Consider the following 24,156-nt stretch of genomic DNA (forward strand, 5'->3'; position numbering starts at 1 on the left):
CCTTATTAAGCTTCAAGCTGATTCAGACGCTCTTCAACCTGTGCAAGCATCTGTGTATATTTTTCTAATTTTTCACGTTCTTCCAAAACCTTCTTCTCAGGAGCTTTGCTAATAAAACGTTCATTACTTAACATTCCCTGGCAGCGCTTAATCTCACCCTGCAGTTTTTTACGTTCTTTTCCAAGACGTTCCAACTCTTTCGCTATATCTACCAGTTCAGCAAATGGCATATAGATGACTGCCTCTGGAATTACTGTAGAAACAGCATCATCAGCAATACCGCTCTTATCCTTCTGTATGATGACTTCGCTGGCATAGCCTAAGGTTGCGAAGAATATTTCTCCATTTTTAAAGATATTCCGAACAGCTTCATTTTCGGAAACAACATATACCTTTGCCTTTTTCTTTGGAGATACGTTCATCTCTGCGCGAATATTACGGATACCTCGAACTGCTTCCTTAATGGTTTCCACTGCTGTTTCGTCATCTGCAAAATTCCATTCTTCCTTGTACTCCGGCCACTGTGCCAGCATAATGGATTCTTCATCTGTTAAATTGCAATATATTTCTTCTGTAATAAACGGCATAAATGGATGCAACATTTTCAGAGATTCCGCAAGAACCGTCTTCAATGTCCACAAAGCAGCTGCTTTTGTTTCGTCTTCTTCACTATACAAACGAGGTTTTACCATTTCAATGTACCAGTCACAGAATTCTTCCCAGATAAAGTCATTGATCTTCTGAACTGCAATTCCAAGCTCATATTTTTCCATATTGTCCGTTACATCTTTGGCAACAGTATTGAATTTGGATAAGATCCACTTATCTGCACTTGTCAGATCAGCAAGGGTTACATCTGAGAAATCTGCCTGTTCAAAATTCATCATCATAAATCTGGATGCATTCCATACCTTATTGGCAAAGTTACGGCTTGCTTCCACACGTTCCATATAAAAACGCATATCGTTTCCTGGTGCATTACCGGTAACCAGTGTAAATCTTAAGGCATCTGCACCGTACTGTTCGATAATCTCCAATGGATCGATTCCATTTCCTAAGGATTTACTCATCTTTCTTCCCTGGGAATCACGAACCAGGCCATGAATCAATACTGTATCAAAAGGAGCCTTTCCAGTATGTTCATATCCAGAGAATACCATACGTACTACCCAGAAGAAGATAATATCATATCCGGTTACCAGTACATTGGTTGGATAGAAATAATCCAATTCCTCTGTCTGATCTGGCCATCCAAGTGTGGAGAATGGCCATAATGCTGAACTGAACCATGTATCCAGAGTATCTTCATCCTGTGTCAGATGTGTACATCCACATTTTGGACATTTTTCCGGCATACCGCCTCTTACTACAACAGTCTCCCCACATTCATCACAGTAGTATGCAGGAATTCTGTGTCCCCACCATAACTGTCTGGAAATACACCAGTCACGGATATTTTCCAGCCAATGAAGATATGTCTTCGTATAACGCTCTGGAACGAATTTTAATTCTCCCTTTTCAATGGCTTCGATGGCAGGTTTTGCCAATTCATCCATCTTAACAAACCACTGAGGCTTGATCATAGGTTCGATGGTCGCTTTACAACGGTCATGAGTTCCTACTGCATGTGTATGTTCTTTTACTTTTACTAAATATCCCTGTTCCTCAAGATCTGCCACGATTGCTTTTCGTGCTTCATAACGATCCATTCCTGCATATTTGCCACCTAATTCGTTGATGGTAGCATCATCATTCATAATATTAATCTCCGGAAGATTGTGACGTTTTCCAACTTCAAAGTCGTTTGGATCGTGAGCAGGTGTGATTTTTACACATCCAGTTCCAAATTCTTTATCTACATATGCATCCGCTACTACCGGAATCTGACGATTACAAAGAGGAAGCTCAAGCATCTTGCCAACCAGATGGCTGTAGCGTTCATCATCCGGATGTACAGCAACTGCCGTATCTCCTAATAATGTCTCCGGTCTTGTTGTTGCGATTTCAACTACCTCATCGCTTCCAACAACCGGATAATTAATATGCCAGAAGTGTCCTGCCTGATCTACGTGTTCTACTTCTGCATCAGAGATGGAAGTCTTACATACCGGACACCAGTTAATGATTCTGGATCCTTTATAGATATATCCCTTTTCATATAATTTTACGAATACTTCTTCTACTGCTTTTGAACATCCTTCGTCTAAAGTAAATCGTTCTCTATCCCAGTCACAGGCAGAGCCTAATTTCTTTAACTGGCTGATGATGGTTCCGCCATATTCTTCCTTCCATGCCCATGCATGGTCTAAAAATTCTTCTCTGGTAAGATCAGACTTTTCTATTCCTTCTTTTTTTAATTTTTCAATAATCTTAACTTCTGTTGCGATGCTGGCATGGTCTGTCCCCGGCTGCCATAATGTATTATAACCCTGCATCTTTTTAAAACGAATTAAAATATCCTGCAGCGTTTCATCCAATGCATGTCCCATGTGAAGCTTTCCTGTAATATTTGGAGGTGGAATCACGATGGTAAATGGTTTCTTGCTTCTGTCTACTTCTGCGTGGAAATATTTATTATCCAGCCATTTCTGATATAATCGGTCTTCAATTTCAGACGGATTATAATTCTTTTCTAATTCTTTACTCATTTTCTTAGCTCCTTGTTTATTTTAAAGAGAAAGCCCTCCATCCAAAGGACGAAGAGCTGGTAATGCTACTCGGCTTTCGCTCTATATTTTACATATTCTATCATATTTTATGCAATCTTTAAATGTCTGTCAAGCAGTTTCCATGGTTTGCACCAAATATTCATCAATTTTTTCCATCCGCTTCTGCATCTTCTGCAGGAATTCATCCTGCTCCTTTTCCACAAGGAAAATCTCAGGAAAGTACAAGTATACTTCCGGATGCCGAAAATGGAGAATTTCCATGATTCCTTCGTATTCATTTCTGGCTTTCTGATAATCCTCCCGATAATCCAGTTTCTTAAGGATTTTCTCCACATATGGATAAGCGTCCCACATATAATCATCCATTTCATCAAAGACACTTTTATACTTATCTTCATAAAACTGCAGCATTTCCTGATCTTCTTTCATTTTTTCCATTTTCTCATCAATCTCACTCTGAAGAATCTCTTCTTCCACTTCGTCTTCTTCTTCCAGAAGATCTTGTCGTAAGGAATAAGAAAAGATCATCGCTCCCGCCAGCGGGATGCCACCCAACAAAATGAAGCTCGGTATCAGAAGTGTATGATAGATCTTAAACATGGCAATATGAAACAATACAGAACATAGGAACATGATGCCAAAGGAAATGGCCAGCACCCATTTATTCCTTATAGAAATCTTTTCTTTCCTCTGCTCATTTTTATACTGCTTTAAGATTTCCTTCTGCTCCTTGATCTCTTTGGTCAGAATATCCGTCTCCATCTCCAGCTGTTTCATATGATCCAAATCCTTTTTCATCTCGCTGCGATGCTCTAAGATAGTGCTGACATCCTTCCTTGCAATGTCATTTCCACATATCTGCTCCCATGCCTTTTGTTGAATCCTGCTGCATTTTCCTGCCTTTTCCACCAGAACAATCAGCTGATCATCTGACATCTCAGCCAGGGAATCCATATCCTCTCTGATTTCGGATATTTTCTGGATCTCAGCCTCATATAATTTCATCAATCGCTGTTTCTTATCCATTATTCCATCTCCTTGCGGTACTCTCTTTTCCATTGTTTCAGCTTTTGCTTTTTATATTGATTGTTTTCCGTTTTCTTCTGCTCTAACGAATGCTGTTTCCACTGCTGCTTCCATGTCTCCCACTTCTTCATAAAGGCTGGATAATCCGTTCCTGCCATAATCTTTACCGATGCAAACTCCCCCTGAAACATCAGGATGGAAAAATAAGCCTCCAGTGCCCTTTTTCTCTTCGTCAGTTGATAGGATTTAAAAAATAAACCCTTTGCTGTTTCAAAATCCCATTGGTGTGCATAACAGACTGCCATATTATAAAGCGTTCTTCCGTCCTCTTCCCTGGTATCAGACATACGATATTGCTTCAGCGCTTTTTCATACCGCTTTTGCTTTAAATATTCATCTCCCAGGCGAACCTTTCGTTCAGAATCCGTCATTCGCTCATAGCGATCGTACTTTTTCATCAATACGCTGATTTCCTGCGGAAGAAAATAATTTCTGCAGGAGATCAGCTTCTGAAATTTTTCCCGCGGTGTGGAAAGCTTCGCCCACTCCTGTTCCAAATCCCGAATTTCAAGATCATTGGCAATCCACTGTAATAGCTCCTTAGAAATTCCTTCTTCCACAAAAAACAGGAAATGCTCCCGAATGCAGAAGCATAATTCCTCATATGTTGAAATTGTCTGATGGAAAGAGGTAAATTCATAGGTTCTCTCCGCCTCTTTCGTCTCACATAAAATTATCTGTCCCATATCCTTACACCTCTTATGGCAGTTTAAATTCTTCCTGATAAATCAGTCCAGTGCCCTTTCTGCTGGCACCAAATCCAATATCATAAACAGCCGCTACCATCCCTTTGGTACCGGTACATCGCATCGTAATTCGATACTTGGATGTCCTCGTTGGATGCTCCTGCCTAAGTCCCAACGGCATCGTAAGCTTCATCTCCTGACGGCTGATGGAATGCATTCCTTCAATTTCCAATTCTTCACACTCATCCATCAGGACATCAATCCTTCCTTCTGTATGAAACCACAGGCTTCCCGGCTGAATGATCGGTACGAACACATCCTTTTTCCCCTGGTGGAATGCACGGATTCCCCAATAATATGGATGATAATCCCCGGTCATGACCTTATCCTTTTTCTCCAATGGCTTTGCCTTCCAAAGCATTGCCCCGGTGGAGAAAAGATGATTCCCCATAAAGACTCTTCGACCGTGACATACGGATGCTAAGCTCAGCTCCATCCACTCTCCCTCAAATTCCTCTCCGATTAGATATACTGTAGAAATCTGTCTGTGATTCAGCTTTTCAGCCACCCATTTTGTAAAGAACTTGTCCTTTTCCCTGGCCGAATTCAGGCCCTTCTCTGGAAGCATTATGTCTTCCTTTTCTGTCATAATGGTCTTTCCCCTGCGTCCTGCCGCATAGAAGCAAAAACTTCCTTTATGAAATTCAAATACGGCCGTATTCCTCTGCCAGACACCTTTTTCATTCTGCAGCACATATTCCACAAAGGCTTCTTCCTTTGATAAAAAAGTCAGGTTTTTTTCCTTTTCCACTGCATCCACCAGTTCTTTTGTCAGGGTTTCTACCGTGATCACTGCAGCATCCTGAGTATCCTTTCGGTAATCATTGATAAATGCCATCCGCTCTTCGATTTCAATGGGGCATGGACAGGCTGGAAGCTCCTTCGTCTCATCTCCATCATAGCTGCTGATATAACAAATATTATCTGTAAAATCAAATCCGTAAATCATTGTTACACTCCTATTCTTCCATCCAAGGCTGCAGGGATCGCTCCATCATATATTCCATTTCCCCGTACTGCTCTATCATATCATAAACCTGACTACTGTGTACATTGGCCAGCATTTCATTGATCTTATGATACTTAAGCCCCATATTTTCTTCCGCCGGATAAGCAACCTTTACGGATTTACGATACTTCCGATCGTCTCCCTGAATGGTAACATAAACATCTGGATGTTCATCCAGAAAAGAAAGAAACCAGCCCACATATCTTCCATCGCCTAATTCCGTCATCATTTCTTCCTTTATCATCGCTTCTTTTTCTTCCTGACAATGCATCATAACCTTCTGTCCAGAAAGTCCCTGGTACGAAACAAAGCTAATACAGAAAAGAATCTTTGGAATTGGGATGCGATCCTGAAATCCAACAAACAATTCCAGATAAATATCCCGCTCCATAAACCATCCAATGATCTGGCTTGCTAACATTTGCTCCCGATCAGAAAGCTGTTCCCGCTCCACCTGATACTTCAACCATGATAATGGTTTCAGCAAACTGTTATCCCAGCCTTTTTCGTCAAGAAATCTGGTCAAATAGTCAAAGAATTCTTCTGGAAGCTTTTTCCCATCCAGATAATGCCACTGACAAAAACGTTCAAACAGCAGATCCAATCCATTTTGGTTGCCACGTCTCAAAGACTCTAAGAAGATTTCTATATAATATTCCTCCTTTGCGTCTTCCTTTAAAAATTGTGCCAGCAGATGATCAGTGAATCCTGCGTCATAAACTCCCTGCTCTATCCCCTGCTGCCATAGCTGATCCAGATAATCCGCTTCTGGCGGTATATGCAGCTGAAGATAAGTAAGAATTTCCTTTCCAGCCTCTCCCTGCAGGAATACTGCCTCACACATCTTGGCAGCAAACATGGATTTTCTTCCCTGAAGGTGCTTCAGCAGATAACGAACAACCTTTTCCAGTAATTGAATGCGGATCACATCAAAACCATATCGTTCCATTCCCTTTAATGCCTCTTCATACATCTCCTGGCTGATAAAATATTCAATTACCGATGCTCGGTTCTTCTCCTGAAGCTTTTCCCATCGCACCTGTCCCAGATATTCTTCTAATTTCTCATAATTATGATTTTCATAATAATAGTTCAACAAAAGCTCCAGTATCATTTCTTTCGCATCATCGCTTAAAATCTGAAGATCCATTAGTCTTTGAGCTGTTTTGGCTTCCTCATCAGAAAGCTGGGTCTTCTTCACATACTGAGCTGCTTCTGCCAGCAGAACCTTCTCATGGAAGGTATTCTTGGTTCTGCATTTATCAAAATAAAGCTGTTCCTTCCACAGTGCTTCCATCTCCCAGAACACTTCCGCTATATGCGGATCCTCTTTTTCATCCAGGAACATGACCATAAACTGGTCTGAATAAATGTCACAATATGCTATGCCATCCTTTAATTCATAAAAATCCGACTGGCTTTTTTCCATATGTTTGATCACTGCTGTCTTCATCTTCTTATTATGACAGATCAGCTTTTTCTTAAAAATAATATTCGGAAAAGCAATCAGTCCAGCCTCACTTCCCATCAAATCCGGAAGATACTGCTGGTATAAATATACTGCTGGGTTTGTCATCAGTCCCTGCTCAATGGCTTTTAATACAAATACATTGATTTTTTGCGTATAATTGTTAAGGATTTCTCCATATTCCTTCCGATTCGCATGAATATTAGCATAAAGATATGCCTTTTCCTCTGTAGACAGACTGTTGCTGTAGGAAAAATAATGAAGTACTGCCGGCTCTAGCTGCTCATACTCTTCCGGATCCAGCGTACGGATATATGCTTCAAACAGTCCGAGCATCTTCATGGATCGCTGTACTGCTTCTTTCAAGTAAACATGATATTCTCTCTTCCACTGTCCTGTTCGCAAAATCGTTCTGCAGATACTTTCCAAGTATTCTTCCTCTGGATAATTTCGATAGATTTCTTCCAATATCCAGAATGCCTCTCCTGCCAATCGATCCGTTCTTCTTATAACCCTCACGTATTGGTCTAATACCTCTTTGGTCAAAATCTTATACTTCAGACCAAACTTCATATGCTCTACGGTAAATCCATTTACTTCTTTTATAAACAGGGGATTTCGATTCCAAATGCTTGCGGTCTCGTACTGAAGGATTGGAGCAATGATACCTTCCTGATAGAGCTTTTTGATTTCCTCTAGCTGCTTTTTATTGGAAAAGACAATTTCCTCATCCAGATACATCAGCATCCATAAACAATATGCTCTATCTTCCTGTACCCGTTTGGCATTGTCCCTGATAATTTTTACTGCACTTTTGGTGGTCAGCGGATTTTTCTCATACAAAGCTTTCAGATAATAATAATAGCTTTCGATCATCTCGCCTTCTTCCCATGGCCGGTTTTCATTCATCTGCTCCATGCGGTTTCTGGCTTCCTCTTCTCGTTTTCCTATGATCGCCAGCTGAAGTCTTAGCAGATCTTCTAAGATTCCACATTCCTCACCTATGCAATCGCAGGTTCTCTGACAATATTCCTCAACGCTGCATTTTCCGCACCGAAAATCCAGATAAATCTGCTGCACCTTTTTCCACATTCTCTGTGACTGCTCTTCTTCTGCCTCATAAAAGCGAATTATGATCTTAAAATGTTCAAAAGCTGTATCCAGTTCCACAATTCCTTCCGTCATTTCTTCCGAAGCATTTCTCAGATCAACACAAAGTTCATAGGTCATATCCTGAAACTGCTCCGTAGTGATCAGAGAAGCTTCTGTCTTCAGATGCGGATAGACACGTACGTCCATCTCTTCATAACCCCAATTCTTCTGATGAATGGGAATCTGCAGATATTCCTGATCTCTGGATACCTGATATTCTTCTTTTTCTATTTCAAAGGAAACTCGTTCCTTGGCTCCTGTACAGATTAAAAATTCTTCTAAAATCTGATTCCGGTTCTTCCCCATCATCAGCTGATCATAAATATTACGTAGCTCTGTCTCCTCCTGAAGATAGAACTTTTTAAAATTCTCGCCAAAAAAAATCCTTTTTGCTTCCTGAATATTTAACTTTGCTGCCTCCAAAAAAAGACTGAGATTTTCTTTCATAACTTGCCATTTCCTCGTTTTCTGTCTATAATGTTAATTTGAAAGAAAACTATGTCCATTTTCTTTCCACAAAATGGCATAGTATTCTTTACTAGTATACCAAAAACCCCAGAATATGAAAAGAAGTGAGTTAGATTTATGAATAAAGTAAAAGAGCATTTTCACGGAAGTGACTTAGAAAAAGTTGAAAAAGTATTTGGCATTAAAAAGGAAGATATCACCAGTTTTGGCGCCAATGTCAATCCCCTTGGCATTTCTCCAATGCTGCGTGCCAACTTATCCGCACACATTGATGCTATCACATCCTATCCAGATCGGGAATATACGGATCTTCGAAATGCCATCAGCATTTATACGAATGCTCCTCTTTCCAGCATTATGGTAGGCAATGGTTCCACAGAGCTGATCGGTCTGTTCATCCAGATTCAAAATCCGAAAAAAGCCCTGATTCTCTCTCCAACCTATTCCGAATACGAAAGAGAAATTTCCCTTTCTGGAGGTAGCTGCCTCTACCATTATTTAAAAGAAGAAAATCAGTTTCACATCGATATCGATGCACTTCTGGCTGATATTACAGCTGAGATTGATCTTCTGATCATCTGCAATCCTAACAACCCTACCTCAACGATCATCCCAAGACAGGAGATGGAGCAGATTGTAAAACATTGCCAGAAGACAGATACCTTTGTTCTCATCGATGAGACTTATATTGAGTTCTCACCGGATATGGAAGCAGTTACTTCTATTCCGCTGACAAAGCACTATCCGAATATGGTCATTCTTCGTGGAATTTCCAAATTCTTTGCAGCCCCAGGGCTCCGCCTTGGCTATTCCATCTGTAGCAATGAAGCGCTTTATGACCGCATGAAAGAAATAAAGAATCCATGGACCATCAACTCTCTGGCCGGTGTTGCCGGAGAAATCATGTTCTCTGACCACGATTATATTCACCACTCCAAAGCATTCACTCATACAGAAAGAGCTTATTGCCAGGAACAGCTGGATGCCATGGATCATGTCAGGTATTATGACTCCTATGGAAATTTTATTCTTGTGAAGATTTTAAAAGAAGGACTGACATCCTCTGACCTTTTTATTCATTGTATCAAAAAAGGCCTCATGATCCGCGACTGTTCTGATTTCGCCGGGCTCGATGAGACCTTTGTCCGTTTCTGCTTTATGAGTCATGAGAAGAATGTAGCACTTATGGATGCTTTTCGCGAAGTACTTTCCTAAGCCTCTTCTTCTAACATTGCAGCCGCCATGCCGACGATCTGTCCGCATGGCCTTTTTTTATAATATTCTTTTGTCCGTTCTTCCGGAATATGACTAAACGTATTTTCAGTAAGTCCTAAAAGCTCCTTACAGATAATACTTCCATTCTCCTCACGAAATCTGGCCGCCAGGTGTTGAATCCTCTGATAATGCTCTGCCTTACCTTTCTGATCTTTTGGAGAATCATAGCCATATAACATGCCAGCTACCATGAACATACCGGAGACTGCCCCGCAAACCTGGCGAAGACGTCCCATTCCTGCTCCAAAGGATGAACTTAACCGTACTGCCATCTCTTTTTCCATACCACATTCCTCGGCGTATGCCAGCAGCACAGACTGAGCACAGTTATATCCTTCCTTGAAATATTCCATAGCTTTCTGCCCATGAGGACTTTTTGTAAGATCCATATTGCCCACCCTTTACTGTTCAATGAGCAACATACAGCTGCTATTCTTCTTCTCGATTTTCTCAAGTTCTGCATCAGAAGAAGCCACTTCGGTTGGATATACCTCAAGATAATAATCTTCTCCTTTTTTCAGATTCTTAAAGGTATAAGCATCCTTTTTCCCGGAAATTTTGATTTCTTTTGCTTCTCCTGAAGAAGTATTGGTCAGAGAAAAAACCATCTTCAAAGAATTATCCAACTGACCGATCTCCTCGAATCGAAACGTTACTTTACTCCCTTTTGCTTTAAAATTCAATCCACTTTTGATCTCACCAAAAGTAATCTGGTCACCTTCTTTTTCCAATTCCGTAACTTTTTCCAGGTCCTGATCTTCTGTTGTCTTTTCTGTGGCCGCCTTTTTCGTCGTATCCTCATTGCCTTCTTTCTGAGTCTTTTTCCCGCAGGCTACAACCGTACATACCAGACATACACACAGACATACTGTTAAAAACTTTTTCATCTTAACAACCTCCTTATTTAATCAGCTTGATCTTAGGATAATACTGAAGCTTTGCTTTGCCCAGGATGGCATCCTTTTTTACATACTTATCATTCCAAAAACGGGAATCTAACGAATCGTTTCGATTATCTCCCATCATAAAATAACAGCCCTCTGGCACATCATAAGGACCAAAGCTTCCTTCCATCTCTTCTTTAATATAATCTTCCTCCAAAGGCTCCTTGCTATCATTAATATACACTTTACCATCGATGATTTCTACCTTTTCGCCAGGAAGACCGATGATTCTCTTAATAAACAACTCCTCTGGATCGTCTGGATATTCAAAGACTACAATGTCTCCTCGTTCTGGTTCATGGAACCAATAGGCCGTTCGCAGTGCGATCAGCTTATCCCCCGTCATAATGGTATTCTCCATGGAACCACTTGGGATTCTGGAATTTACGATCAGAAATTCACTGACAAACACCGCCAAGATGACTGCTAATATAATACATTTTATCCAACTGGTAATTTCACTTTTCATGGAACCACCCCTTTCCTATCCATTTATCTCACCTTCGACCCTGACAGAATCGAAAGAGCAGGCACCTTACGATACCTGCTCTTATTTACACAAAAGTGTACAGACGAACTCCGTCTTTCTTACTTCTTAAATCCACGGTAAATGATCTCATTTCTACCAGGACCATTAGAGATTAACGTAATTGGATATCCTAATCGTTCTTCTACAAACTCAATATAATTTTTACAATTTTCTGGTAAATCATCGTAGTTTGTGATTCCTCTGATATCACACTTCCATCCTGGTAAAACTTCCAATACTGGTTTTGCTTTTTCTAATGTTCTGGTTGTTGGGAACTCGGTTGTTACTTCTCCATCGATTTCATATCCAACACATACTGGAATCTCGTCCAGATATCCAAGTACATCCAGAACTGTAAATGCAACGTCTGTTGTTCCCTGCATTCTACATCCATATTTAGAAGCTGGAATATCAAACCATCCCATACGTCTTGGACGTCCTGTCGTTGCCCCGAATTCTCCGCCGTCTCCGCCACGTCTTCTTAATTCATCTGCTTCTTCGCCGAAGATCTCACTTACAAAAGCACCTGCTCCAACTGCACTGGAGTATGCCTTTACAACGGTAATCACCTGTTTGATTTCATATGGAGGGATACCAGCTCCGATTGCCCCATATGCTGCCAATGTAGAAGAAGAGGTTACCATTGGATAAATTCCATGATCAGGATCTTTCAGAGAACCTAACTGACCTTCTAATAAGATATCCTTTCCTTCCTTAATTGCATTATGAAGGTATAAAGATACGTCACATACATAAGGTGCTACCATATCTCTATATTCCATCAATGTCTGGAACAATTCTTCTTCATCGATTTTTGGTTTATGGTATAAGTGTTCTAACAGGATGTTCTTCTGTTCGCATACATTTGCAATTTTTTCTTTTAAGTATTCTTCATCAAATAATTCACTAACCTGAAAACCAATTTTCGCATATTTATCAGAATAAAATGGTGCGATTCCTGATTTTGTAGAACCAAAGGATTTTCCGCCCAGACGTTCTTCTTCGTACTGATCGAATAAAACGTGGTAAGGCATTACGATCTGTGCCCGGTCAGATACTAATAATTTTGGTGCAGGTACTCCCTGTGCTTCGATTTCTTTCATTTCGTTAAATAAAACAGGGATATTTAATGCCACTCCGTTGCCGATGATACTGGTAGTGTTGTCGTTAAACACACCAGAAGGCAGTGTATGTAGTGCAAACTTACCATAATCATTAATAATTGTATGACCAGCATTTGCTCCACCTTGGAATCGGATGACAATATCTGAATCCTGCGCAAGCATATCCGTAATCTTACCTTTACCTTCGTCTCCCCAGTTAGCTCCTACTATCGCTTTTACCATGAGTTAATATCCTCCTAAATGTATATAAATTGAGTGTTACCAAATTGGAAAACCATACCGGCTTCTGCCATGCCAATCCTAATTGGCAATTACGCATACACGGTATATTCTAAATCTTTTTATTATCCATGTCAAGCTTGGTTCCCTTTAAATGCGTAATAACCTGCTCAGCAGCCCGCCCGGAAAATCCACCATGAGTCAGCTCCCAACGAATTGCCTTCTGCTCGATGACTTCCTTCGGCAGATCGATTCCTTCCCGCTCTGCCAATGTATGTACAATATTTAAAAATTCCTTCTTTACTGGAGAGCCATAGTAGATAGCAACCCCAAAACGAGCAAATAAAGACATCTTCTCCTGCTTCGAATCATTTCCATGAATGTCATCACCGATCTTCTTCTGATCATCCCATGTCTCTTTTACCAGATGGCGACGGTTGGATGTGGCATAAATCAATACATTATCTGGTTTAATTTCCAATCCTCCCTCGATGACAGCTTTTAAATATTTATATTCCAATTCGGATTCCTCAAAAGACAAATCATCCATATAAATGATAAATTTATAATTTCGATCTTTAATCTGAGCAATGACACTATTCAAATCCTGGAACTGATGCTTATAGATTTCAATCATTCTTAGCCCATCTTTATAATATCGATTCAAGATTGCTTTGATGCTGGTTGATTTTCCTGTACCACTATCTCCGTAAAGCAATACATTATTGGCTTTTTTTCCTTCCACAAATGCCTGTGTGTTATCGATCAGCTGCTGCTTTTGCAGATCATAGCCTACGATATCCTCCAGTTTTACGCTGGAACTATTGACGATCGGTACAATCTTGGCTTCTGCATCCGTATGTTGAATGCGAAATGCCTTATGAAGACCAAATTTGCCAACACCGTATTCTCCATAAAAGCTGCTGATCTCCTGGCACATGGAATCAATGTCTTCACTGGCCAGCTTCACTGCAAGAGCATCCATCCTATCTCGCAGCACCTGGTTAAATACAACTCCTTTCGCGGCAGCTGGTATAAATGCATCAAATAGATTTACAAACTCCATACCGATATATTCTTCGATCTCGTGCCAGTTAAAATCCATATAATACTTGATGATTTCCATATCATGTCTGAGCAGCTGCGTCATGCTTCCTTCCATGGTACCCTTCTTTTCACAGAAACGGCTATACGAATTCTCATCATTTGCCAGCAGAAATGTAATATAAATATGCCAAAGATTCCCCCTGAATCCTCTGCTCTGTCCAGCTTCGATCAAACCGGAAATACCCTGAAAGATTCTCTTTCGTACTTCTGCCTTCTCCATTTTTTTATAGCCATCGATCACCTGACACAAATTAGAAAAAATTTCATCCTGATTCATGTCACGATAGATCACCATCTCGTATGCTCTCATTGCTTCTGCCTCTTTTCTAGTAATTTCCTAATATTTTAAAATCATATACTTCTTCACGAATTCCCTTTAATGCGTTCTCCACCTCTGGGTCCATCAGATTCCCCATAACATCAATATAAAATCCATATTCCCAGCGCCGATTTGGCAATGGTCTGGACTCTAAGTTGGTCATATTGACACTGTTAAAGGTAAAATGTCCCAATATACTATGTAAACTTCCGATTTCATGTTCATCTGGAAGCGAGAAGCTGACACTTACTTTCTTTGCATCTTTTCGATATAATTTCTTTTTGGAGAAAACAACAAAACGGGTACAGTTGTTAGACTCATGATTGATCTCTCTTGCATAAATCTCCAGTCCATAGAGTTTTGCTGCTCTTTCACTACAGATTGCCAGATGTCTTTTCAATCCCTCTTCCGACACTTTCTTTGCCGCCATAGCTGTATTAAGAGCCGTTGCCTTTCCCCATGGATATACGGACAGGAATTTATCACACTGCATCAATGCCTGTGGATGGGAATATACCGTAGTTACCTCACGAAGATTGGTACCTGGCAGTCCTGCCAGCATGTGCTTACAGGCCACCTGTACTTCTCCTACTACGAATACGTCATGCTCCAAAAGCAGATCATAAATTCCACTGACCGTACCGGCTGAGCTGTTCTCAATTGGAAGGATTCCATAATCGGCTTTTCCCTCATCCAATGTCACTAATACATCCTTAAATTCCTTTACTGAGAAGTTCTTTACTTCTTCGCCAAAGAATTTTACCATTGCTTCTTCCTGATAAGCTCCTGGAATTCCCTGATATACCACCGTCGTATTCTGGTCGATTGGCAATTCATCCACTCTTGTAAAATGATCCTCGATATAAGTATCTACCTCACCAAGAATACGATACTGATAGCGGCGGCTTAATGACATCAGCTGCATAAACAACTCCTCTACCGCCTGATCATACTTGCTGTCATTCATAACCGCCAATGCTCTGGAAATCTTAGCCTGTTCCCGATTCTTATCTAAAATCTCTTTTCCTTTCCCAATCTTATAGCGGGCAACCTCACCTGCACAATCCATGCGCCGTTTAAATAAACGGACAATCTCTTCGTCAATATCGTCGATGTCCGCCCGAATCTCTTCTAACTCTCTCATTGTTCTAACTCCTCTTTTAATTGTAAAATATTCTTTTTTAATACCGGATGTACAAACTCCGGTGCAATTTCCGCCAGCGGCGTTAAAACGAAATCCCGCAACGGTATTTCCTTATGAGGAATGATCAGATCTGCTGTATCCATGATCCAATCATCATAAAATAAGATATCCAGGTCCAACGTCCGCGGTCCCCAATGAATCTCTCTCTTTCGATCGGCATGTCCTTCTATTTTATGAAGGGCTTCCAAAAGCTCTTCTGGCCACAATACTGTGGAAATCTCAAGACAGGCATTCAGAAAGTCATCCTGTTCCACCCCTCCATAAGGTGCTGTGATCAGATAATCCGAACATTTTTCCACCTGAATCATCGGATGTTCTTCCAGCTCTTTTAAAGCGCCATCCAGATATGCCTTTTTATCTCCCATATTAGAGCCAATGCTTAAATAAACCTTGTGTCTCTTCCTGGTAATCTCTATGGAGACCGTATCAAGTGGCAATCCTACTGGCGCCCACGGCTTTTTGATCTCAAGCTTCAGCGAAACGATCTCCCTGTATTTCATCAGAAGCATACGGGCCACAGACTCTGCCAGACATTCCAACAGCTGGAATGTATGCGTTCTGGCATACTCATGAATACTCTGGCAAACCTCACCATAGTTGATGGAATCCTTTAGATCATCACTGATGCCCGCCTTTCGCATATCCACTTCTAACTCCAGAGAAAATAAAAACTTCTGTCCTAATACATTTTCCTCTTTGTATACTCCATGATTCGCATATACTTCCAAATCATAAATTCGAATATAATCTGACATTCCTATCTCCTATTCCTGATTACAAATAGCCTCTGTCATCTTCAATGCCCGATAATTAGCTTCCACATTATGGACACGGAAAAATCTGCATCCTGCCATATAGCCCATAACTGTAGTCGCCATAGTTCCTTCCTCTCTCTGGTCCACCGGAAGATCCAGTGTAAGACCGATCATAGACTTTCTGGATGTTCCGAGAAGAACCGGCACATCAAATTCCTTCATTCTGGAAAGATGCTTCATCATAAGACGATTCTGTGAAAGATCCTTGGCAAAACCAATTCCCGGGTCCAGCATGATCTTATCTTTGGAAATTCCTGCCTCTTTAGCCATATCCATCGTTTCTCTCAGATCAGCCATCACATCGTTGATAAAATCGGTATAATCCATCTCTCTTCGATTATGCATCAGGCAGGCAGATACCTTACTGTCGGCAATTACCTTTGCCATGGTATTATCCCATTTCAGCCCCCAGATGTCATTGATCAGATCTGCACCTGCCAAAATTCCTGCCTTTGCCACAGGAGTTTTATAAGTATCCAGTGAAATCACCGTATCAAAATTCTTCTTTACCGCCTCGATGACAGGCACAACCCTCTGAATCTCCTCTTCATCAGAAATCTTGATATGATTAGGACGGGTAGACTCTCCGCCAATGTCAATAATAGCTGCACCTTCCTTCAGCATTTTCTCCGTCTGAAAGAGTGCTGCATCCAGTTCATTATAATGTCCGCCATCGGAAAAGGAATCCGGTGTTACATTCAGGATTCCCATAATATATCCTTGTTTTTCTGTATCAAATTTTTTCTTGCCAATAATCATATCGTCACTCCTGTATTCTTCTTTTCTTCTGACCAGTTACACTCTGCTGATGCTGCACAATCCCTACATGGTCTGGACAGCTTATCCGCCCGATATAGAAGCTTCTGAAAATCCGTATAGGACTCCCGATAAACCCGATGCCCTAATATAGCCTCTGTAATCTGCCTGATCTCCTCTGGAAGATAGCCGCAATCCTTTAAAATCCCTTCTGCAAGAAGAGCTCCCTCTATCTCATGTGGAATTCCTCTCGTATACTGGGCTTCCTTTCCTATATCATGTAAAAGTGCCGCCGCATAGATCAGATCTTTCGAAACTGGAATTTCTTCCTCCAACGCTAATATATATGCAATTCTTGCGACTGCCAGCAAATGTTCCCAGTTATGTCTGCAAAACACCCTGTTTTTCTCTGATGTCGCAATGCTTTGCATATATGATTTTAGTTTCTTATGCTCTGCAACCTTTTGATATCGTTCCATCTTTTATTAAGTCCTCTGTCTCTTTCATAAATGATAAGGAACCAAATATAAAAATCACATCCTGATCGGATGCCTGTTCAAGTGCCATTTCCACAGCGTCCTTCACCTTTACCGCAGTATGTACATGCTTATAATATTTCTTTGCACATTCTGTCAATGCCGAAGCCTCCAATGCTCTTGGACTTTCCGGCGTTACCGTATAGACATCATCGGCATATGGCTCCATGATCTTTAATATTTTTTCATACTCTTTATCCTTTAATACTCCTATTATATAGAAAATCTTTTTATTTGTAAAATTCTTTTCTAAAAACCTGGATAAGCATTTGGCCGCATCTTCGTTGTGTGCACCATCCCGGATAATCAGAGGAGCACTGCCGATCACCTCTAATCTGCCCGGCCATCTTGTTCTTCGAAATCCCTCTTCTACCTCAAAGGTTCCCATGCAAAAATACTTTTTCAAACATTCCAGTACCTCTAAGGCTGTTATCGCATTATAAATCTGATGCCCGCCCAAAAGAGGAATGGTCATCTTCTCATAATAATGTCCCCGACTGCTTCGATAGGAAAAGCTCTGCTCGTCTATACTCTGGCTCAATACGCGCACCTGATTTTGTTGTGCCATCGTAAGTCTGGCATGATTCTTTTCACATACTTGGGCTACCTCTGCATAAATATTCACATCAGATGGATACAAAACCACATCCGTATCTTCTTTAATAATTCCTGCCTTTTCCCGTGTAATCTCTTCAATGGTATCTCCCAGGAACTGCATATGATCCATACTGATAGAGGCTATAATCTCCACCAGTGGTTTTTTTACCACATTGGTAGCATCCAGTCGGCCTCCCATACCGGTTTCTAATAGAACCACATCCACCTTTTCATCCAAAAAATAGGAAAAAGCAACTGCTGTCTCCACTTCAAAGCTGGTAGGGTAAGGCAGACCTTCCGCCTCCATCGCATCGGCTGCTTCTTTTACCTTTGTTACCTGACTGCACAGCTTATCCATAGTAATCCATTGCTCATTGATCTGAAACGCTTCCCTTCGATCAAACAGCACCGGCGAATGGTACCTGCCCGTCCGGTATCCACTTCTTAACAAAACACTTTCTACCATGGCCAAAATACTTCCCTTACCATTGGTCCCGGCAATATGAATGACTTTTAACTGATCCTGCGGATCCCCAATTCTCTTTAACAGATTTTTAATGGAATCCAGTCCTAACACGCTTCCATATTTTTTTATTTCGTCTAAATATTCTATTGTTTCCCGACTATTCATCTTTCCAACTCCAATCATCTAAGAAACCAGATTTGCAAAATACACTACGTAACAGGCTAGCATAATGACACCTGCACCACGATCCAATTCTTTTTTTCTTACTGTTAATAAGAATAACAGCACCACTGCAAAAATGCAAACCATTGCATCGGTATAAAACGCCTCATCAAATGGAATCGGATGGATCAGAGAAACACTTCCAATGACAAATAAAATATTAAAGAGATTGCTTCCAATAATATTGCCCACTGCAATATCCGCTTTTCCTTTTCTTGCTGCTAATACAGATGTAACCAATTCTGGAAGCGAAGTTCCAAATGCCACTATGGTCAATCCGATGATACGATCGCTGATTCCAAGTACTGTTGCAATCCCTGTAGCTCCATTGACGGTCAAACGGCTCCCAAACACGATTCCTGCCATTCCAAGTATGGTAAGAAACACGAGCCGTGGCATGGTATCCTTCTCAGTCAGTTCTTCCTCATCTTCATTGTCCTGTGTCTTTGAAAGGCGAAGCAGATATATAAAAAATCCGATAAAGATCAGCCATAGAATAATTCCGTCGATTCTACCCAGCATATGCCCATACACACCAATCATTGCCAAAACAATGGAAACTCCGATTACCAATGGCATTTCATACTTTACTGTTGTTCTCTGGATATGAAGGACTGAGAATAGAGATGCAACTCCAAGAATCAGCCATACATTCATAATATTGCTTCCCAGTATGTTGCCCACTGTAATGCCGACATTTCCCTTAAACGCAGCAGTCAGACTGACGGCCGCTTCTGGTGCACTGGTTCCAAATGCTACAATGGTCAGTCCGATCACGATCTGAGGTACATTAAATTTCATTGCGATTTTTGCACTTTGATCTACGAATAGATCTGCACCCTTCATCAATAGAATAAAACCTGTCACTAGCAAAATCACATTCCATATCATCGTTCTTCCTCCTAAAAAAATAAATGCTGTAGTAGTATCTTCGTTCCTATCCCAATCAATACAAGCCCGCCAAAAATTTCTGCGCGCTGCTTATATTTTATTCCGAATACATTTCCAATCTTCACCCCCGCCAAAGATATCGCAAAGGTAATCACTCCGATAACCGTAATGGCTTTTACAATCGAAACTTTTAAGAACGAAAATGTCACTCCTACCGCCAATGCATCAATACTGGTCGCTATGGCCATCATAAGAATTTCCTTTAAGGATGTTACACTTTTCACTTCCTCCTCTTCGTGACTCAATCCCTCTTTCAGCATTTCAAATCCTATGATCAACAGCAATATAAATGCGATCCAATGATCAAACTCCTGTATCATGGATGCAAACTGACTTCCAAAAATCCATCCAAGCAGGGGCATCAATGCCTGAAATCCTCCGAAAAAAGCTGCCAGCGTAAAGGCCAGTTTTTTATCCATCTCCTTCATGGCCAGCCCTCTGCAGATCGACACCGCAAAAGCATCCATTGCAAGTCCTACTGCAATCAAAAACAATTCCATTAAATTCATCTTTTACTTCCTCCATTCCAACCCATTTTTGAAATATGTAATGTCCAAAAAAATCTCACACTCATATAGGGAACGAATTTTCTTATATGGCAAAAACAAAATGAGACTCATGCATGCCCGGACTTCCAGACATACATGAGTCTCATTCTTTAAGATTTGCCAGACTGTGCTCTCCACTGTCATGATGTTGACAAACCACGTACTAGTCGTACGCAAACTACTCCCTCATGAGATATTTTTATCATTATACTGGATAATAGCTTCCTTTGTCAATTATATTTCAATACAACTGAAAATTGAAAACGAGATACAAAAATGTATCCCGTTCCCATAAATAATATATATGAAATTGAAAAATTGAAGGCTTTTATAGTGCCTGACGGCCTGTTTCTCCTGTACGGATACGAACTGCATCTTCTACTTCCCGGATAAAAATCTTACCATCTCCATAAGATCCTGTTGCCAACTGTTCTTCAATGGCAGACACTACTTTATCCACATCCTCTTTCTGAACTGCAATATCACCTTTCATATATGGAAGAAGATTTACATTTTGTTTTACGCCACGATACATCTTTACATATCCTTTCTGGCGTCCATATCCCATAATATTCGTAAGATTTAATCCACCTACATCCAACTTCCGTACACATTCTTCTAAATCATTTAATCTCTCTGGTCTAAATACCACCTGAACCATTTTCATATTTTAATCATCTCCTTAGAAAAAAAGAAAGGCGCTCTGAATATTATTCAAAACGCCTTTGTCTTACTGATTTAGAGTTTACATGATTTCTACCCATTTGTCAATACTCATTTTGTTCTTTTATCGATACATGATGAATAGCCTGGGTACGCTCAGAAATAGCCCGCAATTCATATCCCTGTTCCCGCAGCGCCTTGATCAGATCTGGCAAGGCTTCCACCGTATGCCCCGCCTCTGCAAGATCATGCATCAGAATGATCACCGGACTTTGTCCATGAATATCCTTTAGGATATTCTCATTTAATATCTGTGGTGACACACGAAAGTTAATGGCATCTCCACTTAGTGCATTCCAGTCATAATATTGGTATCCCTGGTCGTTGATCCATTGAATATACGGCTTAATATTTCCCGCAACAGAATTACTGCTTCCTCCCGGAAAACGAAATACCTTCGGATGCACTCCTGTTACCTGATAAAGATATTTTTCCAACTTTTTGATATCCCTGGAAAAAGCAGATACATTGCTATAGATTTCTTTATAATCATGACTATACGAATGCATGCCAAGAGTATGACCTTCTTCCACAATTCGTTGATACCGCCGCCTGGACAGCTTGCCTTCCTTACCCACAACAAAAAAAGTAGCTTTCACCTTCTCCTCTTTTAAAACATCCAAAATCTCATCCGTACTCTCCGATGGTCCATCATCAAAGGTTAGATATGCATATTTACTTCCCGCATTGGCATTGCTGGCAATCCATTCTTCTATTTTTGCATCTTTTTGTCCTGCTAGCAAAAGCCCCGCCGTCCTTCCCGCCTGTAAACCTGCAGCCCCGATCAATGCACCGATGCCTGTAAGCAGGATGAGCAACCATCTTTTTGACATACTATCCCTTCCATATTTCTTTTTTCTGCCTTTAGGATATGCCAAAACAAAAAAAATATACCGCACACCTTTCGGCATGCGGTATATACATAAATAATCTGAGTACGTTTTCTTTCTCAACTGCCTATTCACATAGAGACAGGAGACAACTACTGGAAAATTATACTTCGAATAATAAATCGCCATAGCTTGGCATTGGCCATGCAGCTTTATCTACTAACATTTCTAATGTATCTGCTGGTTTACGAACTTTACCCATTGCTTCAAATACTACATCATGATAGTATCTTGCCTGAGCCTGTACGTCATCTTCCATTGCAGATGCTTCTGATTCTACTTTTTCTAATTCTTCGATCGCTGTAAATAATTCTCTTAAGTTTTCTGTTACAGCAGTTAATAATTCTTCCTGTACGCTAGTATCAACAGCAGCAGCCTGTTTTAATGTATTGATGGATTCTGCAAGGCTGGTCTGATATTTGATGACTGCAGGAACAATCTGCTTCTTAGCAATATCTAATGTTGATAACGCTTCGATGTTGATTACCTTTGCATACTGTTCAAATAAGATTTCTACGCGAGATTCCAATTCATCTTTTGTATATACACCATGTTTTTCAAACATAGAGATTGATTTTTCAGTTACTAAAGAAGGAATTGCATCTACCATAGATTTTAAGTTTGGAAGACCTCTTCTTTCTGCTTCTTCAACCCATTCGTCAGAATATCCGTTACCATTAAAGATTACTCTCTTATGTGCAGTTAATAATTCTTTTACTAATTCATGAGCTTCCATCTTAGCGTTGTCAGCTTTTTCTAATTTATCTGCAATTTCTGCTAATTCATCAGCAACGATGGTATTTAATACTACGTTAGGGTCAGAGATAGACTGTGTAGAACCAACCATTCTGAATTCGAATTTATTACCAGTGAAAGCAAATGGTGATGTACGGTTACGGTCTGTAGCATCCTTTTCAAATGCTGGTAATGTATGTACTCCTGAGGTTAAAGGTGCTCCCTGCTTAGAGCTGGTAGCTTCCCCAACTGTGATCAGCTGTTTTACAACGTCTTCTAACTGTTCTCCTAAGAAGATAGAGATAATTGCAGGTGGTGCTTCGTTTGCTCCTAATCTGTGGTCATTACCTGGTGTAGATGCTGACATACGAAGTAAATCCGCATGCTTATCTACTGCAGAAATGATCGCAGCTAAGAATAATAAGAACTGTTCATTTTCATGAGGTGTCTTACCTGGATCTAATAAGTTCTGTCCGTCATCGGTTACCATAGACCAGTTGTTGTGCTTACCTGAACCATTGATTCCTGCAAATGGTTTTTCATGTAATAAACATACCAGACCCTGTCTGTCAGCAACTCTCTTCATAGTTTCCATGATCAACTGGTTATGATCAGTTGCTACGTTGTTAGAAGCATAAATTGGAGCTAATTCATGCTGAGCTGGAGCTACTTCGTTATGCTGTGTCTTTGCAGTAATACCAAGCTTCCACAATTCAACGTTTAATTCTTTCATGAAGCCGGCGATTCTTTCCTTGATGGTTCCAAAGTAATGATCATCTAATTCCTGACCTTTTGGAGGCATAGCACCAAATAATGTACGACCAGTAAAGATCAAATCTTTTCTCTGTAAGTATTTTTTCTTATCTACTAAGAAATATTCCTGTTCTGGTCCTACAGATGTATTAACTTTCTTAGCTGTTGTATTGCCTAATGCTCTTAATACACGTACAGCCTGAATATCTAATGCCTGCATGGATCTTAATAATGGAGTTTTCTTATCCAGAGCTTCTCCTTTATAAGAACAGAAAGCAGTTGGAATACAAAGAATTGTTGCATTTGGTGTTTCTTTGATAAATGCTGGTGATGTACAATCCCATGCTGTATATCCTCTTGCTTCAAATGTAGCTCTTAATCCACCAGATGGGAAAGATGATGCATCCGGTTCCCCTTTGATAAGCTCTTTACCAGAAAATTCTAATAAAACTTTTCCATCTCCGGTTGGGCTGATGAAGGCATCATGTTTTTCAGCAGTTACACCTGTCATTGGCTGGAACCAGTGTGTAAAATGAGTTGCCCCTTTTTCGATCGCCCATTCTTTCATCTCATTCGCTACTACATCTGCGATTGCTGGGTTTAATTCAGTTCCATTCTCGATTGTTTTCTTCAAATCTTTATAAACAGCTTTTGGAAGACGTGCTTTCATTACACTGTCATCAAATACATTAGATCCAAAGATTTCTGCAACATTGATTTTTTCTTTCATCTCGTAACATCCTTTCGATATTGATTTATTGAAAAATGAATTTAAAATAAAAATAGGCATCTCAACTGTTAATCCTCCATTAACTAACCTGAGACACCCTTGCCTTTTCTCTTCT

21 protein-coding genes are annotated in these 24,156 nt (G+C 40.4%); 1 reads left to right on the plus strand and 20 read right to left on the minus strand.

All coding sequences use genetic code 11. From position 1 onward, the window contains the following. Nucleotides 1-5: 5 nt before the first annotated feature. The 5 genes from BHF69_RS07145 to BHF69_RS07165 all read right to left on the minus strand — a co-directional run bounded on the left by BHF69_RS07145 (nt 6) and on the right by BHF69_RS07165 (nt 8,577). Nucleotides 6-2,648, minus strand: coding sequence for a valine--tRNA ligase (locus BHF69_RS07145; protein WP_075670351.1), 2,643 nt, complete (start codon nt 2,646-2,648; stop codon nt 6-8). A 129-nt stretch (nt 2,649-2,777) separates the two neighbouring features. Further along, nucleotides 2,778-3,695: a hypothetical protein gene (locus tag BHF69_RS07150; RefSeq protein WP_075670352.1), complete on the minus strand. Its 918-nt coding sequence runs from the start codon at nt 3,693-3,695 to the stop codon at nt 2,778-2,780. Next, nucleotides 3,695-4,441, minus strand: coding sequence for a hypothetical protein (locus BHF69_RS07155; protein ID WP_075670353.1), 747 nt, complete (start codon nt 4,439-4,441; stop codon nt 3,695-3,697). The genes BHF69_RS07150 and BHF69_RS07155 overlap by 1 nt, the downstream gene beginning before the upstream one ends. Nucleotides 4,442-4,454: 13 nt before the next feature. Further along, nucleotides 4,455-5,450, minus strand: a complete 996-nt coding sequence (locus BHF69_RS07160) for a DUF5716 family protein (protein WP_075670354.1) — start codon at nt 5,448-5,450, stop codon at nt 4,455-4,457. Nucleotides 5,451-5,460: 10 nt separating this feature from the next. Beyond that, nucleotides 5,461-8,577, minus strand: coding sequence for a DUF5717 family protein (locus BHF69_RS07165; protein ID WP_075670355.1), 3,117 nt, complete (start codon nt 8,575-8,577; stop codon nt 5,461-5,463). A gap of 138 nt (nt 8,578-8,715) precedes the next feature. Between BHF69_RS07165 and BHF69_RS07170 the strand changes: the two genes are divergently transcribed. Beyond that, nucleotides 8,716-9,813, plus strand: coding sequence for a pyridoxal phosphate-dependent aminotransferase (locus tag BHF69_RS07170; protein ID WP_075670356.1), 1,098 nt, complete (start codon nt 8,716-8,718; stop codon nt 9,811-9,813). Here the strand turns inward: BHF69_RS07170 and BHF69_RS07175 are convergent. From BHF69_RS07175 to BHF69_RS07245, 15 genes are all read right to left on the minus strand, one after another. After that, on the minus strand, nt 9,810-10,262 hold the full coding sequence (locus BHF69_RS07175; RefSeq protein ID WP_075670357.1) for a C-GCAxxG-C-C family protein: 453 nt from the start codon (nt 10,260-10,262) through the stop codon (nt 9,810-9,812). The genes BHF69_RS07170 and BHF69_RS07175 overlap by 4 nt on opposite strands. Nucleotides 10,263-10,274: 12 nt before the next feature. Further along, the gene (locus tag BHF69_RS07180) at nt 10,275-10,760 is read right to left on the minus strand and encodes a hypothetical protein (RefSeq protein ID WP_075670358.1); all 486 of its coding nucleotides are present in this window, start codon (nt 10,758-10,760) and stop codon (nt 10,275-10,277) included. Nucleotides 10,761-10,773: 13 nt separating this feature from the next. Continuing rightward, the gene (gene lepB / locus BHF69_RS07185; RefSeq protein ID WP_075670359.1) at nt 10,774-11,286 is read right to left on the minus strand and encodes a signal peptidase I; all 513 of its coding nucleotides are present in this window, start codon (nt 11,284-11,286) and stop codon (nt 10,774-10,776) included. A 119-nt stretch (nt 11,287-11,405) separates the two neighbouring features. Next, nucleotides 11,406-12,692, minus strand: coding sequence for an adenylosuccinate synthase (locus BHF69_RS07190; RefSeq protein ID WP_075670360.1), 1,287 nt, complete (start codon nt 12,690-12,692; stop codon nt 11,406-11,408). Nucleotides 12,693-12,801: 109 nt separating this feature from the next. Further along, on the minus strand, nt 12,802-14,106 hold the full coding sequence (locus BHF69_RS07195) for an ATP-binding protein (RefSeq protein WP_075670361.1): 1,305 nt from the start codon (nt 14,104-14,106) through the stop codon (nt 12,802-12,804). 16 nt (nt 14,107-14,122) lie between these two features. Next, on the minus strand, nt 14,123-15,259 hold the full coding sequence (locus BHF69_RS07200) for a chorismate mutase (protein WP_075670362.1): 1,137 nt from the start codon (nt 15,257-15,259) through the stop codon (nt 14,123-14,125). Further along, nucleotides 15,256-16,074, minus strand: a complete 819-nt coding sequence (gene folK, locus BHF69_RS07205; protein ID WP_075670363.1) for a 2-amino-4-hydroxy-6-hydroxymethyldihydropteridine diphosphokinase — start codon at nt 16,072-16,074, stop codon at nt 15,256-15,258. Before folK ends, BHF69_RS07200 begins: the two co-directional genes overlap by 4 nt. Before the next feature lie 9 nt (nt 16,075-16,083). Continuing rightward, nucleotides 16,084-16,893, minus strand: coding sequence for a dihydropteroate synthase (gene folP / locus BHF69_RS07210; RefSeq protein WP_075670364.1), 810 nt, complete (start codon nt 16,891-16,893; stop codon nt 16,084-16,086). After that, the gene (locus tag BHF69_RS07215; protein ID WP_075670365.1) at nt 16,890-17,369 is read right to left on the minus strand and encodes an HD domain-containing protein; all 480 of its coding nucleotides are present in this window, start codon (nt 17,367-17,369) and stop codon (nt 16,890-16,892) included. Before BHF69_RS07215 ends, folP begins: the two co-directional genes overlap by 4 nt. Next, on the minus strand, nt 17,338-18,654 hold the full coding sequence (locus BHF69_RS07220; protein ID WP_075670366.1) for a bifunctional folylpolyglutamate synthase/dihydrofolate synthase: 1,317 nt from the start codon (nt 18,652-18,654) through the stop codon (nt 17,338-17,340). The genes BHF69_RS07215 and BHF69_RS07220 overlap by 32 nt, the downstream gene beginning before the upstream one ends. A gap of 18 nt (nt 18,655-18,672) precedes the next feature. Then, a complete protein-coding gene (locus BHF69_RS07225; protein ID WP_075670367.1) occupies nt 18,673-19,602 on the minus strand; it encodes a calcium/sodium antiporter in 930 nt (309 codons plus the stop codon). Between the two features lie 11 nt (nt 19,603-19,613). Then, a complete protein-coding gene (locus BHF69_RS07230; protein ID WP_075670368.1) occupies nt 19,614-20,171 on the minus strand; it encodes a manganese efflux pump MntP in 558 nt (185 codons plus the stop codon). 367 nt (nt 20,172-20,538) lie between these two features. Further along, nucleotides 20,539-20,877: a P-II family nitrogen regulator gene (locus BHF69_RS07235; protein WP_075670369.1), complete on the minus strand. Its 339-nt coding sequence runs from the start codon at nt 20,875-20,877 to the stop codon at nt 20,539-20,541. Between the two features lie 100 nt (nt 20,878-20,977). After that, nucleotides 20,978-21,766, minus strand: a complete 789-nt coding sequence (locus tag BHF69_RS07240; RefSeq protein WP_075671763.1) for a polysaccharide deacetylase family protein — start codon at nt 21,764-21,766, stop codon at nt 20,978-20,980. A 160-nt stretch (nt 21,767-21,926) separates the two neighbouring features. Beyond that, nucleotides 21,927-24,041, minus strand: coding sequence for a glutamine synthetase III family protein (locus tag BHF69_RS07245; protein ID WP_075670370.1), 2,115 nt, complete (start codon nt 24,039-24,041; stop codon nt 21,927-21,929). Between the last annotated feature and the right edge of the window lie 115 nt (nt 24,042-24,156).

Origin of the sequence: Anaerostipes sp. 992a, from assembly GCF_001940245.1 — a bacterium.
GTDB lineage: Bacteria > Bacillota > Clostridia > Lachnospirales > Lachnospiraceae > Fimousia.

Excerpts from the sequence above, each read along its gene's own strand:
- BHF69_RS07235 (WP_075670369.1), bottom strand. The coding sequence starts at position 20,877 with ATGAAAATGGTTCAGGTGGTATTTAGACCAGAGAGATTAAATGATTTA.
- BHF69_RS07195 (WP_075670361.1), bottom strand. The coding sequence starts at position 14,106 with ATGAGAGCATACGAGATGGTGATCTATCGTGACATGAATCAGGATGAA.
- BHF69_RS07190 (WP_075670360.1), bottom strand. The coding sequence starts at position 12,692 with ATGGTAAAAGCGATAGTAGGAGCTAACTGGGGAGACGAAGGTAAAGGT.
- BHF69_RS07245 (WP_075670370.1), bottom strand. The coding sequence starts at position 24,041 with ATGAAAGAAAAAATCAATGTTGCAGAAATCTTTGGATCTAATGTATTT.
- BHF69_RS07220 (WP_075670366.1), bottom strand. The coding sequence starts at position 18,654 with ATGAATAGTCGGGAAACAATAGAATATTTAGACGAAATAAAAAAATAT.
- BHF69_RS07230 (WP_075670368.1), bottom strand. The coding sequence starts at position 20,171 with ATGAATTTAATGGAATTGTTTTTGATTGCAGTAGGACTTGCAATGGAT.
- BHF69_RS07155 (WP_075670353.1), bottom strand. The coding sequence starts at position 4,441 with ATGGGACAGATAATTTTATGTGAGACGAAAGAGGCGGAGAGAACCTAT.
- BHF69_RS07175 (WP_075670357.1), bottom strand. The coding sequence starts at position 10,262 with ATGGATCTTACAAAAAGTCCTCATGGGCAGAAAGCTATGGAATATTTC.
- BHF69_RS07225 (WP_075670367.1), bottom strand. The coding sequence starts at position 19,602 with ATGATATGGAATGTGATTTTGCTAGTGACAGGTTTTATTCTATTGATG.
- BHF69_RS07145 (WP_075670351.1), bottom strand. The coding sequence starts at position 2,648 with ATGAGTAAAGAATTAGAAAAGAATTATAATCCGTCTGAAATTGAAGAC.
- BHF69_RS07170 (WP_075670356.1), top strand. The coding sequence starts at position 8,716 with ATGAATAAAGTAAAAGAGCATTTTCACGGAAGTGACTTAGAAAAAGTT.
- BHF69_RS07200 (WP_075670362.1), bottom strand. The coding sequence starts at position 15,259 with ATGAGAGAGTTAGAAGAGATTCGGGCGGACATCGACGATATTGACGAA.
- BHF69_RS07180 (WP_075670358.1), bottom strand. The coding sequence starts at position 10,760 with ATGAAAAAGTTTTTAACAGTATGTCTGTGTGTATGTCTGGTATGTACG.
- BHF69_RS07165 (WP_075670355.1), bottom strand. The coding sequence starts at position 8,577 with ATGAAAGAAAATCTCAGTCTTTTTTTGGAGGCAGCAAAGTTAAATATT.
- BHF69_RS07160 (WP_075670354.1), bottom strand. The coding sequence starts at position 5,450 with ATGATTTACGGATTTGATTTTACAGATAATATTTGTTATATCAGCAGC.
- BHF69_RS07215 (WP_075670365.1), bottom strand. The coding sequence starts at position 17,369 with ATGGAACGATATCAAAAGGTTGCAGAGCATAAGAAACTAAAATCATAT.
- BHF69_RS07240 (WP_075671763.1), bottom strand. The coding sequence starts at position 21,766 with ATGTCAAAAAGATGGTTGCTCATCCTGCTTACAGGCATCGGTGCATTG.
- BHF69_RS07150 (WP_075670352.1), bottom strand. The coding sequence starts at position 3,695 with ATGGATAAGAAACAGCGATTGATGAAATTATATGAGGCTGAGATCCAG.
- folK (WP_075670363.1), bottom strand. The coding sequence starts at position 16,074 with ATGTCAGATTATATTCGAATTTATGATTTGGAAGTATATGCGAATCAT.
- lepB (WP_075670359.1), bottom strand. The coding sequence starts at position 11,286 with ATGAAAAGTGAAATTACCAGTTGGATAAAATGTATTATATTAGCAGTC.
- folP (WP_075670364.1), bottom strand. The coding sequence starts at position 16,893 with ATGATTATTGGCAAGAAAAAATTTGATACAGAAAAACAAGGATATATT.